The 15,044-nt window shown below is 70.1% G+C and carries 12 protein-coding genes; 9 read left to right on the top strand and 3 right to left on the bottom strand.

Going from position 1 to position 15,044, the window contains the following annotated elements:
* Positions 1–3 precede the first annotated feature (3 nt).
* From ACWCPY_RS27795 to ACWCPY_RS27780, 4 genes are all read left to right on the top strand, one after another.
* A complete protein-coding gene (locus tag ACWCPY_RS27795; protein ID WP_451269426.1) occupies positions 4–2,898 on the top strand; it encodes a vitamin B12-dependent ribonucleotide reductase in 2,895 nt (964 codons plus the stop codon).
* A 167-nt stretch (positions 2,899–3,065) separates the two neighbouring features.
* Positions 3,066–3,515, top strand: coding sequence for a helix-turn-helix transcriptional regulator (locus tag ACWCPY_RS27790; protein WP_451269424.1), 450 nt, complete (start codon positions 3,066–3,068; stop codon positions 3,513–3,515).
* Positions 3,516–3,520: 5 nt separating this feature from the next.
* On the top strand, positions 3,521–3,931 hold the full coding sequence (locus ACWCPY_RS27785; RefSeq protein WP_451269422.1) for a VOC family protein: 411 nt from the start codon (positions 3,521–3,523) through the stop codon (positions 3,929–3,931).
* Positions 3,932–4,063: 132 nt separating this feature from the next.
* Complete coding sequence (locus tag ACWCPY_RS27780; RefSeq protein ID WP_451269420.1) at positions 4,064–6,460, top strand: ATP-binding cassette domain-containing protein; 2,397 nt, start codon at positions 4,064–4,066, stop codon at positions 6,458–6,460.
* Positions 6,461–6,556: 96 nt separating this feature from the next.
* Here ACWCPY_RS27780 and ACWCPY_RS27775 read toward each other — a convergent pair whose 3' ends face one another.
* Together ACWCPY_RS27775 and ACWCPY_RS27770 are read right to left on the bottom strand one after the other, a co-directional pair.
* On the bottom strand, positions 6,557–7,093 hold the full coding sequence (locus ACWCPY_RS27775; protein WP_451269418.1) for a TerD family protein: 537 nt from the start codon (positions 7,091–7,093) through the stop codon (positions 6,557–6,559).
* Between the two features lie 146 nt (positions 7,094–7,239).
* Positions 7,240–8,196, bottom strand: coding sequence for a DUF1152 domain-containing protein (locus ACWCPY_RS27770; protein ID WP_451269416.1), 957 nt, complete (start codon positions 8,194–8,196; stop codon positions 7,240–7,242).
* 89 nt (positions 8,197–8,285) lie between these two features.
* Between ACWCPY_RS27770 and ACWCPY_RS27765 the strand changes: the two genes are divergently transcribed.
* Positions 8,286–8,891, top strand: a complete 606-nt coding sequence (locus ACWCPY_RS27765; protein WP_451269414.1) for a YdbC family protein — start codon at positions 8,286–8,288, stop codon at positions 8,889–8,891.
* A gap of 59 nt (positions 8,892–8,950) precedes the next feature.
* Here ACWCPY_RS27765 and ACWCPY_RS27760 read toward each other — a convergent pair whose 3' ends face one another.
* Positions 8,951–9,610 (bottom strand): TetR/AcrR family transcriptional regulator C-terminal ligand-binding domain-containing protein, encoded by a 660-nt coding sequence (locus tag ACWCPY_RS27760; RefSeq protein ID WP_451269412.1) that lies wholly within the window; start codon positions 9,608–9,610, stop codon positions 8,951–8,953.
* 82 nt (positions 9,611–9,692) lie between these two features.
* On the opposite strand from ACWCPY_RS27760, the gene ACWCPY_RS27755 reads away from it, so the two are divergent.
* The 4 genes from ACWCPY_RS27755 (at position 9,693) to ACWCPY_RS27740 (ending at position 14,942) form a co-directional block, all read left to right on the top strand.
* Entirely contained in the window at positions 9,693–11,303 is a 1,611-nt protein-coding gene (locus ACWCPY_RS27755) for an ABC-F family ATP-binding cassette domain-containing protein (RefSeq protein ID WP_451269410.1), read from the top strand.
* A 34-nt stretch (positions 11,304–11,337) separates the two neighbouring features.
* Positions 11,338–11,997, top strand: coding sequence for a histidine phosphatase family protein (locus ACWCPY_RS27750; protein ID WP_451269408.1), 660 nt, complete (start codon positions 11,338–11,340; stop codon positions 11,995–11,997).
* 12 nt (positions 11,998–12,009) lie between these two features.
* Complete coding sequence (locus tag ACWCPY_RS27745) at positions 12,010–12,912, top strand: ADP-ribosylglycohydrolase family protein (RefSeq protein ID WP_451269406.1); 903 nt, start codon at positions 12,010–12,012, stop codon at positions 12,910–12,912.
* Between the two features lie 215 nt (positions 12,913–13,127).
* Positions 13,128–14,942, top strand: coding sequence for a DUF4153 domain-containing protein (locus ACWCPY_RS27740; RefSeq protein WP_451269404.1), 1,815 nt, complete (start codon positions 13,128–13,130; stop codon positions 14,940–14,942).
* Positions 14,943–15,044 lie beyond the last annotated feature (102 nt).

Here is a 15,044-nt window from a genome sequence, read left to right as displayed (position 1 = left end):
GGCATGACAGAGACGGCGAGCGGCCCGGCACGAGGTTCCCGAGCCAAGGGAGCCAAGTCGAGCAAGGGTCTGCGTATCGAGCGCATCCACACCACCCCCGGCGTACATCCGTACGACGAGGTGGCGTGGGAGCGCCGTGACGTCGTCATGACCAACTGGCGCGACGGCTCGATCAACTTCGAGCAGCGTGGCGTCGAGTTCCCCGACTTCTGGTCGGTGAACGCGGTCAACATCGTCACCAGCAAGTACTTCCGCGGGGCCGTCGGCACCCCGCAGCGCGAGACCGGTCTGCGCCAGCTCATCGACCGGATCGTGAAGACGTACCGCAAGGCCGGTGAGGACAACGGCTACTTCGCCTCTCCCGCGGACGCCGAGATCTTCGAGCACGAGCTGGCCTATGCCCTCCTGCACCAGATCTTCAGCTTCAACTCGCCGGTCTGGTTCAACGTCGGAACGCCCCAGCCGCAGCAGGTCTCGGCCTGCTTCATCCTGGCCGTCGACGACTCCATGGAGTCGATCCTCGACTGGTACAAGGAAGAGGGCATGATCTTCAAGGGCGGCTCCGGCGCCGGCCTGAACCTCTCCCGTATCCGCTCCTCCAAGGAGCTGCTGTCCTCCGGCGGCAACGCCTCCGGCCCGGTCTCCTTCATGCGCGGTGCCGACGCCTCCGCCGGAACGATCAAGTCCGGTGGCGCCACCCGGCGCGCGGCCAAGATGGTCATCCTCGACGTCGACCACCCCGACATCGAGAACTTCATCGAGACCAAGGTGAAGGAGGAGGAGAAGATCCGCGCCCTGCGCGACGCGGGCTTCGACATGGACCTGGGCGGCGACGACATCACGTCCGTCCAGTACCAGAACGCCAACAACTCGGTCCGGGTGAACGACGAGTTCATGAAGGCCGTCGAGTCCGGCGGCAAGTTCGGGCTGCGCGCCCGCATGACCGGCGACGTCATCGAAGAGGTCGAGGCCAAGTCCCTCTTCCGCAAGATGGCCGAGGCGGCCTGGGCGTGCGCCGACCCGGGCATCCAGTACGACGACACCATCAACGCCTGGCACACCTGCCCGGAGTCCGGCCGGATCAACGGCTCGAACCCGTGCTCCGAGTACATGCACCTGGACAACACCTCGTGCAACCTCGCCTCGCTGAACCTGATGAAGTTCCTCAAGGACGACGGCAAGGGCAACCAGTCCTTCGAGTCCGAGCGCTTCGCCAAGGTCGTCGAGCTGGTCATCACCGCGATGGACATCTCCATCTGCTTCGCCGACTTCCCGACCCAGAAGATCGGCGAGAACACCCGCGCCTTCCGCCAGCTCGGCATCGGATACGCCAACCTCGGCGCCCTGCTGATGGCGACCGGCCACGCCTACGACAGCGACGGCGGCCGCGCCCTCGCCGGTGCCATCACCTCGCTGATGACCGGCACCTCGTACAAGCGCTCCGCCGAGCTCGCCGCGGTCGTCGGCCCGTACGACGGCTACGCCCGCAACGCCGAGCCGCACCAGCGCGTCATGAAGCAGCACGCCGACGCCAACGCCGCGGCCGTCCACATGGACGACCTGGACAACCCGATCTGGGCCGCCGCGACGGAGGCCTGGCAGGACGTCATCCGCCTCGGCGCGAAGAACGGTTTCCGCAACGCGCAGGCCTCGGTCATCGCGCCCACCGGCACCATCGGTCTCGCGATGTCCTGCGACACCACCGGTCTCGAGCCCGACCTCGCCCTGGTCAAGTTCAAGAAGCTGGTCGGCGGCGGTTCGATGCAGATCGTCAACGGCACCGTCCCGCAGGCCCTGCGCCGCCTGGGCTACCAGGAGGAGCAGATCGAGGCGGTCGTCGCCCACATCGCCGAGCACGGCAATGTGATCGACGCCCCCGGCCTGAAGACCGAGCACTACGAGGTCTTCGACTGCGCGATGGGCGAGCGTTCGATCTCCGCGATGGGTCACGTGCGCATGATGGCCGCGATCCAGCCGTGGATCTCCGGCGCGCTCTCCAAGACGGTGAACCTGCCGGAGACGGCCACCGTCGAGGACGTCGAAGAGGTCTACTTCGAGGCGTGGAAGATGGGTGTCAAGGCGCTCGCGATCTACCGCGACAACTGCAAGGTCGGCCAGCCCCTCTCCGCCAAGACCAAGGAGAAGGAGAAGGAGGCGGTCACCGCCAAGGCCGAGGAGACCATCCGTACCGCGGTCGAGAAGGTCGTCGAGTACCGCCCGGTCCGCAAGCGTCTGCCCAAGGGCCGTCCCGGCATCACCACCTCCTTCACGGTGGGCGGCGCCGAGGGTTACATGACCGCCAACTCCTACCCGGACGACGGTCTCGGCGAGGTCTTCCTGAAGATGTCCAAGCAGGGCTCCACCCTCGCGGGAATGATGGACGCCTTCTCCATCGCCGTCTCGGTCGGTCTGCAGTACGGCGTCCCGCTGGAGACGTACGTCTCGAAGTTCACCAACATGCGCTTCGAGCCGGCCGGCATGACGGACGACCCGGACGTGCGGATGGCGCAGTCCATCGTCGACTACATCTTCCGCCGCCTCGCGCTGGACTTCCTGCCCTTCGAGACCCGCTCGGCACTCGGCATCCACTCGGCCGAGGAGCGTCAGCGCCACCTCGACACGGGTTCGTACGAGCCCTCCCTCGAGGACGAGGAGCTGGACATCGAGAGCCTCGCCCAGTCCGCCCCGGTGCGGACGGAGCCGCTGAAGGCGGTGGCGGCGGTGCAGGAGGCGGAGCAGCCCGCCCCGAAGACCGCGCACACCTCGGCGGAGCTCGTCGAGATGCAGCTGGGCATCAGTGCGGACGCGCCGCTCTGCTTCTCCTGCGGTACGAAGATGCAGCGCGCCGGATCCTGCTACATCTGCGAGGGCTGCGGCTCGACCAGCGGTTGCAGCTGACCGGCCGACCAGCCGCCCGACGGCTCGGGACGCGACGTTCCACGTGATCTGTCCGGGTAGCCGAACCGCAGCTCAAGGAGGGCGCCGACCTACGGTCGGCGCCCTTCGCCGTGGTGCGCTCCCGGTCCGGCGCGCGGTGGTCCCGGCGGTGTGGCACCATCTCGCAGGTGACCAGCAGACCCGATGAGGCGCAGCGCCTGCGCGACCTTGCGCGGTTGCGCCGTGTCCGTGACCGGATCGACCGGGAATTCGCGCAGCCACTGGACGTCGAGGCGCTCGCCCGTGGCGTGCACATGTCGGCGGGACACCTGAGCCGCGCGTTCCGGCAGGCGTACGGCGAGTCGCCGTACGGATATCTGATGACGCGGCGCATCGAGCGGGCGATGGCACTGCTGCGGCGCGGCGATCTCAGCGTCACCGAGGTCTGTTTCATGGTCGGCTGCTCGTCGCTGGGCACCTTCAGCACGCGTTTCACCGAGCTGGTGGGCGTGCCGCCCAGCGTCTACCGGCGGGAGGCGGCCCGTGCGACGGTGGGGATGCCGTCCTGCGTGGCGAAGCAGGTCACCAGACCGATCAGGAATCGAGAAGCGCGGTCCGGGGGCCGCGATCTAGCGTGACGTCCATGGACATCACGATTCACTCCAGCTTCCTTCCGCACGAGGACCCGGACGCCTCCGTGGCCTTCTACCGCGACATCCTGGGCTTCGAGATCCGCAAGGACGTCGGGTTCGGCGGGATGCGCTGGATCACGGTCGGTCCCGCCGGTCAGCCCGGCACATCCGTCGTCCTGCATCCGCCGGCCGCGGATCCGGGCGTCACGGAGGAGGAGCGGCGCACCATCGCCGAGATGATGGCCAAGGGCACCTACGCCATCATCACCCTGGCCACCGCCGATCTCGACGCCACCTTCGACCGGCTCCAGGCCGGCGGCGCCGAGGTCGTCCAGGAGCCGACCGAGCAGCCGTACGGAATCCGCGACTGCGCCTTCCGCGATCCCGCCGGAAACCTCGTCCGCATCAACGAGGTGCGCTGAACCGTCCGGCGTTCGCGGCCACGAGCCGCGCGCACGACGCAGAACCGGGCCTACCGCTCGACGCCCGGGACGCCGAGCCAGGCGATGCAGACGGAGACCGCGAGGCGGCTCCGCCCGACAGATGGAGAAACGATGAGCATGGCCAAGAGGACGGACACGCAGTCGCCTGCGCCGCACGCCGCCGACAGCCACGACCTGATCCGCGTGCACGGCGCGCGCGTGAACAACCTCAAGGACGTCAGCATCGAGATCCCGAAGCGCCGGCTGACGGTGTTCACCGGAGTCTCCGGTTCGGGCAAGAGCTCACTGGTGTTCGGCACCATCGCCGCCGAGTCGCAGCGGCTGATCAACGAGACGTACAGCGCCTTCGTGCAGGGCTTCATGCCGACCCTCGCGCGGCCCGAGGTCGATGTGCTCGACGGGCTGACGACCGTGATCACTGTCGACCAGCAGCGCCTCGGCGCCGACCCCCGCTCCACGGTCGGCACCGCCACCGACGCCAACGCGATGCTGCGCATCCTCTTCAGCCGGCTCGGCAAGCCGCACATCGGCTCGCCCCAGGCCTTCTCCTTCAATGTCGCCTCGGTCCAGGCGAGCGGTGCGTTCAAGGTCGACCGCGGCGCCGACCGGACCAGGACCGTCAAGCGGACCTTCACCCGCACCGGCGGCATGTGCACCCGCTGCGAAGGCCGCGGAACGGTCTCCGACATCGACCTCGCCCAGCTCTACGACGACTCCAAGTCGATCGCCGAGGGCGCGTTCACCATTCCCGGGTGGAAGTCGGACAGCTTCTGGACCGTGCGGGTCTACGCCGAGTCGGGCCTCCTCGACCCGGACAAGCCGATCCGCAGGTTCACCAAGAAGGAGATGCAGGACTTCCTCTACCGGGAGCCGACCAAGGTGAAGGTCGAGGGCGTCAACCTCACCTACGAGGGACTGATCCCCAAGATCCAGAAGTCCTTCCTGTCCAAGGACAAGGAGGCGTTGCAGCCGCACATCCGAGAGTTCGTGGAGCGGGCGGTCACCTTCACCACGTGCCCCGGGTGCGACGGCAGCCGGCTCAGCGAGGAGGCCCGCTCGTCGAAGATCGGGAAGCTGAGCATCGCCGACGCGTGCGCGATGCAGATCAACGACCTGGCGGAGTGGGTGCGCGGCCTCGACGACCCGTCGGTGGCCCCGCTGCTCGCGGCGCTCCGGCGGACCCTCGACTCGTTCGTGGAGATCGGCCTCGGCTACCTCTCGCTCGACCGGCCGTCGGGCACGCTGTCGGGCGGCGAGGCGCAGCGCGTGAAGATGATCCGCCACCTCGGCTCCTCGCTCACCGATGTCACCTATGTCTTCGACGAGCCCACCATCGGTCTGCATCCCCATGACATCCAGCGGATGAACGACCTGCTGCTGCGGCTGCGGGACAAGGGAAACACGGTGCTCGTCGTGGAGCACAAGCCGCAGACGATCGCCATCGCCGACCATGTCGTCGACCTCGGCCCCGGCGCGGGCACGGGGGGCGGCACCGTCTGCTTCGAGGGCACCGTCGAGGGGCTGCGGGCCGGTGACACCATCACCGGCCGTCATCTCGGCGACCGGACCGTCGTCAAGGAGACGGTCCGTGAGCCCACCGGGACGCTGGAGATCCGCGGCGCGACGGCACACAACCTCCAGGGCGTCGACGTCGACATCCCGCTCGGCGTGCTGACCGTCGTCACCGGCGTGGCGGGCTCCGGCAAGAGCTCGCTCGTGCACGGGTCGATCCCGGCGGGCGCGGACGTCGTCCCGGTCGACCAGGGGGCCATCCGCGGTTCGCGGCGGAGCAACCCGGCGACGTACACCGGACTGCTCGACCCGATCCGCAAGGCGTTCGCGAAGGCCAACGGTGTGAAGCCGGCGCTGTTCAGTTCCAACTCCGAGGGTGCCTGCCCGACCTGCAACGGCGCCGGGGTCGTCTACACCGACCTGGCGATGATGGCGGGCGTCGCCACCACCTGCGAGGAGTGCGAGGGCAAGCGGTTCGAGGCATCGGTGCTCGACCACCGTCTCGGCGGTCGCGACATCAGCGAGGTGCTCGCGATGTCGGTGACCGAGGCGGAGGAGTTCTTCGGCGCCGGTGAGGCGCGCACCCCGGCCGCGCACAGGATCCTGGAGCGGCTCGCCGATGTCGGACTCGGCTACCTCAGCCTCGGCCAGCCGCTCACCACGCTGTCAGGGGGCGAGCGGCAGCGGCTGAAGCTGGCGACCCACATGGCCGAGAAGGGCGGGGTGTACGTCCTGGACGAGCCGACCACCGGCCTTCACCTCGCCGACGTCGAGCAGCTCCTCGGCCTGCTCGACCGGCTCGTCGACTCCGGCAAGTCGGTCATCGTCGTCGAGCACCACCAGGCGGTCATGGCGCATGCCGACTGGATCATCGACCTGGGGCCCGGCGCGGGTCACGACGGCGGCCGGATCGTCTTCGAGGGCACCCCCGCCGACCTCGTCGCCGCCCGGTCCACCCTCACCGGCGAGCACCTCGCGCAGTACGTCGGGGCCTGACCGAAGGGCCTCGCGCGGGCGTACGATCACGACCGCGCGGGGCCCTGGAGGCCGCCGCTCCCGCGATGCCTCCACGGGACCGCACCCAGCGATGTGTCAGGCGCCGGGCGTACGGCTTCCCATCGTCGTGGCGAACGAATCGGGGTCGCCGTCGAAGCCCCGGACCGTGCCGTGGAACTCCCAGGCCCCGGAGGCGCTCCGGACGAACTCGGCCACGGTCGCCGCGGTGGCCGTGCCGACGGCGGAGAAGTCGTCCTCCGCCAGGTTCGTATAGCCCTCCCGGACCTGGACACCGGTGTTGGCTATCTCGGCGAACGTCCTGCGGCCGTCGCGCTGCTGGATGGCGACCCCGACGACGACCCGGCTGTACGCGTCCGACAACCGCTCCAGTTCCAGCGTCATCACCTCGTCGAAGCCGAGGCCCTGACCGGTCCTGCTGTCACGGTTGAGGGTGATGGTGCCGTCCGGCGAGCGGCTGTCGAAGTGCACCAGGTACGCGGGGCTGCCGTACGGCGCTTCGGCGAGGTAGGTCGCCGCGATGATGTCGAGGTCGTGGGCCGGTGCGCCCGAAGGGCTGGGGTCCCACTTGAGTCTGACCTCGACCTTGTCGATGTCCTTGTTGGGCGTGCTCATCGGAGATGCCTCCCTGGCTGTCCGCTGGGCCGTCGGGCCGTTCACATCACCCGATCATGTCCGTAACCGACCGTGGATCCAACCGGCTTGGTTCCCTGCGATGGAATCGGGCCATCGACGGCCCGTGCCCGCGCGGCCGCTCCGGGTCAGTGCGGTATGCGGCGCGGCGGTCGCTGCCGGACCTCGTCCCGGAAGATCTCGATCGCGCTGCTGACCTGACGGATGAGCTGGGTGTCCTCGATGCGGTCGAGATAGAGGCAGTTGCGGGCCACCCCGTCCAGCTCGAAGGCGAAGCAGAGCGTCATCAGCGGGTTGATGAACAGCTCGCTGCCACGGGTGCGCGAGGTGAACTGCACGTCCCCGAAGGCTCCTTGGACGGCGGCGGCGATCGACCCGTTCACGATGCTGGGATGGTCGGGCGTGTGGTGCTGGGCGTGTGCCACGGCATCGACGAAGAGCGCGCCCTCACGGCTCGTACGGGAGACGGAGAACGCGCCGAGACAGGAACCGTCGCGTTCGAGCGCGGCGATGTTCTCCAGTACGAGGCCGTGGCTCACCCCGTGGTAGGCGTCGACGCCGAAGCCGATGGAGACGACCAGGCGTTCCGGCACGTCGATCGCCGCGAGCGCGGCGACGCTGGTCAGGTCCTCCTCCGGTGTGCCGAGACCGGACTCGTCGCCGCGCATCAGGATGTCAGTACCGCCGTCGACCAGGACGACCGCGTCGATGTCGTACTTTCCGATCAACTCCCGGTAGGCGGCGCGCAGTGGCTGCACGCCCACCCGGGAGAAGGCGTGGACCGTGCTCGGATAGCCGTGCAGGCCGAGCCACTGGGCGAGCGTCCGTTCCGGGAAGTACGCCTGGTGGAGGGCGGTTTCGGGGGTGATGGCGGCGACGTCCGGCGCGAGCCAGGAATCGAGGGGCAGCCCTTCGAGAGCGCTGAACGACAGATTGGCGAGCTGTACCTGCTTGCCCTGGTGGAGCAAGGAGAGCGCGATGGGCAGTCCGGCGTAGATGTCGAAGCCGCCGCCGGCCCCTGCGACGAGGACACGTTCCGCGGATTCGAGCCGGGCGAACAGGGGATTGGTGTGCAACGGGACCATGGAGATCATTCTGCGTTCCACGACGGTCACTTCGGGACTACTGCGTCCGAGCGTGACCCGTGCCACGCCCGGCACCGTACGATGGCGCGGTGCTGGTCAAGTGGATTCGTTGCACCGTGGTGGACCGTCGAGGTTTTGAACGGGGGCAGCGGAAGTGGGCGGGGCTGCTCGGCGAGCCCGGATTCAGGGGACAGGGCGGCGGGTGGAGCCGGGGGCGTCCGGATGTGGCGCACATCTTCGCCTTCTGGGAGAACCGCGTCTTCTACGACTCGTTCATGGCGCGCGCGCACGACGGCCTGGCCGCCGCCCAGTCCGGCACGTACAGCGGCATCCAGGTCAAACTCTTCGAGCACCGCTTCGATGTGAAGACTGCCTTCGAGCCGCGCTTCACCGACGCGGATGTGGTCCGGGTGGCGCACAGCAAGGTGCGCGAGGACCGGGTGGAACACTTCGCGTTGATGCAGGAGAGGGTGTGGAATCCGGCGATGGCCGGCTCGCCCGGCATGCTGCGCGGGGTGTTCGGGGAGGCGCCGGGGCAGGAGTTCCTCGTGCTGTCGATGTGGCAGTCGAGCGCCGAGCGCGGCAAGTACCGGGCGGGGAGCATCGAGCGGCTGTCGCAACGGGCGCAGCTCGAGGACGACGTGGCGGAGCTGGCGGGGGACGTCGTACAGCTGGAGCCGTCGTGGACGGTGTGACCGGCCCGGCCGGAGCGGTGCGGCCGGGGCGATGAACCGAGGGCGCTCCGGGCGGTTCATCAGGCGGATTCGGCAGGGGAGTTGAAGGATCCGGCGCGGGCCGCTGCCAGGGCCGCGTCGGCGGACCGGTCGGCCGACGCCCCGTCCACGGGCTCACGGGTGATGAACAGCCCGAGGAACAGCGGCGCGACCACGGCCCTGACCAGTGCTGCCGCGTCCGTGCGCCGGTCCAGCTCGTGCCGGGAGACGGCGCGCGCCACGATGGCCTCGCAGCGGGCGAACCGCTCCGTGTAGAAGGCGTTCAGCGCCTGTGCGGCGCGCTCGGACCGGAAGGCCGCGGCGATGAACGCGGTCGGCGCGGCAGCTGCGGCGGGGTCCTCGAAGGAGGCGGCCGTCGTCCGCGCCAGGGCGCGCAGATCTCCCTCCAGGCTTCCGGTGTCGGGCGGAGTCCAGCTGTCCTCCCCGGCCAGGTCCAGGGCGTCCACGACGAGCCCTTCGAGGTTTCCCCAGCGGCGGTAGAGGGTCGTCTTGTGGATGCCGGAATGCTCCGCGACGTACTCGACGGTGAGGCCCGGGTAGCCGTGCTCCACCAGGCCGGTGAGGACGGCGTCACGGACGGCCGCTCGGGTCCGGGCGGTCCTGCCGCCCGGACGGCTGGTGCCGGGGGCGACCGGGGGCTCCGGTGGATCGGGCTCCGGCGTGGATCTCAGCTCAGTCAATTGCTACTCCAGTTGCGTTAGTGAGTCCAGTCTGCCACACTCGCTCTAATGCGACAACGATTGCATTAGCCCGGAGGTGCCCTTGCCCACACAGATCTCTCTGCGCGGCGTGACCATGAGCCGTGGCGACAGGCTGTTGCTCGACGATGTCTCGCTGACCGTGCGCCCCGGCGAACGGATCGGCGTCGTCGGGGAGAACGGCGCGGGGAAGACGACCTTGGTCAGGCTCCTCGCGGGGCTCGAACAGCCCGATTCCGGGAGCGTGTTCACGGCTGCGGGGCGCGGCATCGGCCTGCTGTCCCAGACGCCCCGGCTGCCGCCCGGCAGTACGGTCCAGGACACGGTCGACGACGCGCTCGCGGAACTGCGCGCGGTGGAGCGGAAGTTGCGCGAGACCGAGGCGGACCTCGGTGCGGCCGACGAAGCAGCGCTCGCCGCCTACGGAGACCTGCTCGCGGAGTTCGAGTCGCGCGGGGGATACGAGGCGGACGCACGCGTCGACAGGGCGATGCACGGCCTCGGCCTCGGGCACATGGGACCGGACAGGAAACTGGGCAGTCTCTCCGGTGGCGAGCAGGCGAGGCTGGGTCTCGCCTGCCTGATCGCGGCGCGCCCGGAGGTGATGCTGCTCGACGAGCCCACCAACCACCTGGACGGAGCCGCGCTCGACTGGCTGGAGAGCACGTTGCGGTCCCACCCCGGCACGGTGGTCGCCGTGTCCCATGACCGGATCTTCCTGGAGCGGGTCGCCACCGCGGTGCTGGAGGTCGACGCCGACCGGCGGACGGTCATGCGCTACGGCGGTGGCTACGAGGGATTCCGTGCCGAGCAGCGCGCCGCACGGCAGCGCTGGGAGCAGTCCTACGTCCAGTGGTGCGAGGAAACCGCGCGACTGGAGGAGCACGCGGCGACCACCGCCCATGGCGTCGCCGCCGGCCGCGCCATCAAGGACAACAACAAGATGGCGTACGACCGGGCAGCGGGCCGGGTCCAGGCCTCGGTGTCCGGCCGCGTCCGCAACGCGCACAAGCGCCTGGAGCGGCTGAGGTCACAGCCCGTCCCCAGACCCCCGGACCCGCTGCGTTTCGCTGCCCTGCCCCCGGCCGGCGCAGCCGGGGGAGAGCTGGTCTCCCTGACCGGCATACGGGTCGGCGACCGACTCGCGGTCGACCGGCTCTCCGTGGCGGCGGCCGGAAGACTGCTGGTCCACGGAGGCAACGGAGCGGGGAAGTCCACCCTGCTCCGCGTGATGGCGGGCGTGCTCGAACCGGACGAGGGCCGTGTGGTCCGGCGGGGCGGGATCGGCTACCTCGCGCAGGAGATACCGGTGCACCGCCCGGCGGAGTCCGTGCTCACCACCTTCGGCCGAGGAATGCCGCTCCCTGATGAGGAGCAGGCGGAACTGCTGCTCTCGTACGGGCTGTTCCGCCCCCGGGACCTGCGGGTGCCGGTCGGTTCGCTCTCTGCGGGGCAACGCAGGCGGCTCGCACTGGCCCGTCTCCTGGCCCGGCCCGCGGATCTGCTGCTGCTCGACGAGCCGGCGAACCACCTGGCCCTCGGGCTCGTACAGGAACTGGAGGAAGCACTGGCCCACTGGCCGGGCGCACTGGTCGTGGTCTCGCACGACCGGCTGCTGCGCCGCCGCTTCACCGGCGACATCCGACGGATGGAGTCCGGCCGGCTGCTCGAATGAGCCGCAGTCGTTCGAGAAGCCCTAGGGTCGGTACATGGCACGACCGCAACGCATTGTCCTAGTCAGGCACGGGGAGTCCGAGGGAAACGCCGACGACACGGTGTACGAGCGCGAACCGGACCATGCGCTGAGACTCACCGCGACGGGGCTGAGGCAGGCCAGGGAGGCGGGAGTACAGCTGCGCGAACTGTTCGACGGCGAGCGGGTCAGCGTGTACATCTCGCCCTACCGGCGCACCCACGAGACCTTCAGGTCCCTCGGTCTGGACCTCGGACGGGTGCGGGTCCGGGAGGAGCCGCGCCTGCGCGAGCAGGACTGGGGAAACTGGCAGGACCGCGACGACGTACGGCTGCAGAAGGCCTACCGGGACGCGTACGGCCACTTCTTCTACCGCTTCGCGCAGGGGGAGTCCGGAGCCGATGTGTACGACAGGGTTGGGGCCTTCCTGGAGAGCCTGCACCGGAGCTTCGAGGACCCGGACCATCCGCCGAACGTTCTGCTGGTCACGCACGGACTGACCATGCGTTTGTTCTGCATGCGCTGGTTCCACTGGTCGGTCGCCGAGTTCGAGTCACTGTCCAATCCGGGCAACGGAGAGACCCGGACGCTGATACTCGGGGAGGACGGGCGCTACACCCTTGACCGGCCGTTCGAGCGCTGGCGCACCCCCGAGCCGTACGGCATCACCGGATAGAGTGGAGGGGCGATGACAACCGCTGACTCTGCCTCCGGCCAACGTTTCGAACGTGCCCTTGCCAGCCTGCGCGGGCTCTCCGTGGGAGACGCACTGGGCTCCCAGTTCTTTGTGCCCGTCAACTATCCGCTGCTGAAGCAACGCGAACTTCCACCAGGTTCCTGGCAGTGGACGGACGACACCGAGATGGCGTGTTCGGTGCTGGCCGTGCTGGTGGAGCACGAGCGGATCGACCAGGACGCGCTCGCCCGTTCCTTCGCCGGCCACCACGACTTCGACCGGGGATACGGCCCCGCCGTGAACCGGCTGCTCAGGCTGGTCCGGGAAGGCGGCGACTGGCGGGAGCTGGCGTCCGCGCTCTTCAACGGCCAGGGTTCCTGGGGCAACGGCTCGGCGATGCGCATCGCCCCGCTCGGCGCCTGGTACGCGGACGACCCGGAGCAGGCCACGCACCAGGCCGAGATCTCCTCGTACACCACGCACCAGCATCGCGAGGCGGTCGTGGGCGCGATGGCCGTCGCGGCGGCTGCCGCACTCGCGGCGGCGCCGGCCGGGCCGCCCACCCCGGCGGACCTGCTGGACGGCGTCGTCGCGCTCGTACCGCGCAGCGCCGTCGGTGCCGGACTGCGACGGGCACGCGACATGCTCGACTACGGCGACGCCGGCACGGTGGCGGCGGTCCTCGGCAACGGCCGGCGTACCAGCGCACACGACACCGTTCCGTTCGCCCTCTGGTCGGCCGCGCGGAGCCTCGGTGATTTCGAGCAGGCCTTCTGGGTGACCGCCCAGGCCGGCGGGGACGTCGACACGACCTGCGCGATCGCCGGCGGAGTCGTCGCGGCGAGCCGTGCGGGCGCGCCGCCGGCCGACTGGACGGCGCGGACGGAGGAGCTGCCGGACTGGCTCCCGCGGTAGGGCGGGCACGGAACGCCTGCCAGGGGCCGCCCGACTGTCACGGTACTGCCACAGCTCCTCCTCGCACGGCCCGGACCGGCGAGCGGAAGCTACTCTTTCGGCCACGCCGCCGCCGATGATCATCCAGACGGGCGTGCGCCGAAAATGAGACGCCGGGGTGCCCCGGCCGCTGCCCTGCGGGCGGTGTGCGCGGCCCTCGGTGGGGGAGGGGTCCCATGTCCGATCACACGTCAGAAACGCCCCGGCCGGGCGACGCTCCTGAGCAGCCTGAGCAGCCTGAGCAGCCTGAGCAGCCTGAGCAGCCTGAGCAGCCTGAGCAGCCCGAGCAGCCCGAGCAGCCCGAGCAGCCCGAGCCGTCGGGGCAGGCCGGAACGGCCGGGCAGCCCGCACTGTCGAAGGAACCGCCGCCGGAACCCGGGGGCACCGTTCCCGAGCCGCCGAAAGTGCCGGAACAGCCGCAACACGGTGGGCACCGGCAGCCGGCCGACCCCTGGCGGACGAGCAGCCCCCAGGCCGCCGCACTGTCGACGCTCCGCCCGGCCACGCCGGCCGCCGTCCCTGGCGCGACGCTCTGCTGCGTCATCGTCACGGCGGTACTGAGCGGCCTGTTGCTGGGCGACGGTCTCGGCCTGAACGCGCTGATCGTCGCGGTCCCCGCGGCGCTCGGGGCCTTTTTCGCCGCGCGGACCGCCGGTCGCCGCCTGCGTCCGTGGACGGGCTTCTGGGCGGTCGGCGGGCTGGCACTCCTCGCCGTCCCGGCCCTTCGGGACGCCGGATGGCCCGTCTTCCTGGCTGTCGTATCGGCGGTTGCGCTGGGCTCGCTCGCCCTGCACGGCAGCCGCAGCTGGCTCGGGGTGCTCCTGGGGTCACTGGGTCTGTTCAGCGCCGTCGCCGACGGTCTCGCCTGGGGCGGACGGGGCGTGCGCGCGCGGATGTCGGGATCCCGCGGCCGACTGGGCGGCGTTCTCCGCAGCGCCGCGGTGGCGGTCGTCCTGCTGATCGTGTTCGGGGCGCTGTTCGCGAGCGCCGATGCCGCCTTCGCCGACGTGCTCGGCAGTCTGATGCCCGATGTGTCGGTCAGCGGCAGCCCATGGCGATTCCTCCTCTTCCTGACGGGCCTGGTCGGCGCGCTCGCCGCCGCGTACGCCGCAGCCGCTCCGGTGCGCTGGGACGGCATCACCGTCCGCCGGGGAAAGCCCCGCGGGCGACTGGAGTGGGCCCTTCCGCTCGTCGTGCTGAACCTGCTGTTCGCCGTGTTCATCGCCGTCCAGCTCACCGTGCTGCTCGGTGGGTACGACAAGGTGATGGCCGAGACCGATCTCAGCTACTCCGCATACGCCCGGCAGGGCTTCTGGCAGCTCCTCTGGGCCACAGTCCTCACGCTGCTGGTGATCGCGCTCGCCCTGCGCTGGGCCCCCCGCGGGCGGGGGAGCGACCGCACCCTCGTCCGGACCGTGCTCGGCGTGCTGTGCCTGCTCACCCTGATCGTCGTGGCCTCCGCGCTGAGGCGGATGGACCTCTACGTCGACGCGTACGGTCTGACACGGCTGCGGATATCCGTGGCCGCGGTGGAACTCTGGCTGGGCGTGGTGCTCGTCCTGATCATGGCCGCCGGGGTGTTCGGTGCCCGCCTGCTGCCGCGCGCCGTGGCCGCGAGCGCGGCCGTCGGCGTCCTCGCGTTCGGGCTCGCCTCGCCCGACGGGCTCATCGCGGAGCAGAACGTGCAGCGGTACCGCGCCGACCACTCGATCGACATCGACTACCTCCGGGGCCTCTCGGCCGACGCTGTACCGGCTCTGGACACGCTGCCCGAGCCGCTGCGCTCCTGCGCCCTCAGGGACATCGAACGGTCGCTGCGCTCCGACGACGCCCCCTGGTACGCCACCAGCTGGGGCGAGGCGCGGGCCCGGGACATTCTGCGGAAACGGAGTCCGCGCGACGCGGAGCAGTCCTGCGCCCCGTCGTCGCGCACGGATGTCGGGGGCAGCGATCGCGACGGTGACGAGAGCGATGCCTACGACCCGTACTGACCGGTCCGTGCCGCGCGCGTGCGGGCGGTGGGGGCATGAACGGGTCCGGGACGGCCGACGGGCGCCCCGGGGTGTTGCGGGCGCCCCCATCGGCGTACGCTG

The organism is Streptomyces sp. NPDC002403 (assembly GCF_053593015.1).
The sequence above is the reverse complement of the archived record's forward strand: the minus strand, read 5'-3'. Positions and strand labels throughout refer to the sequence as shown.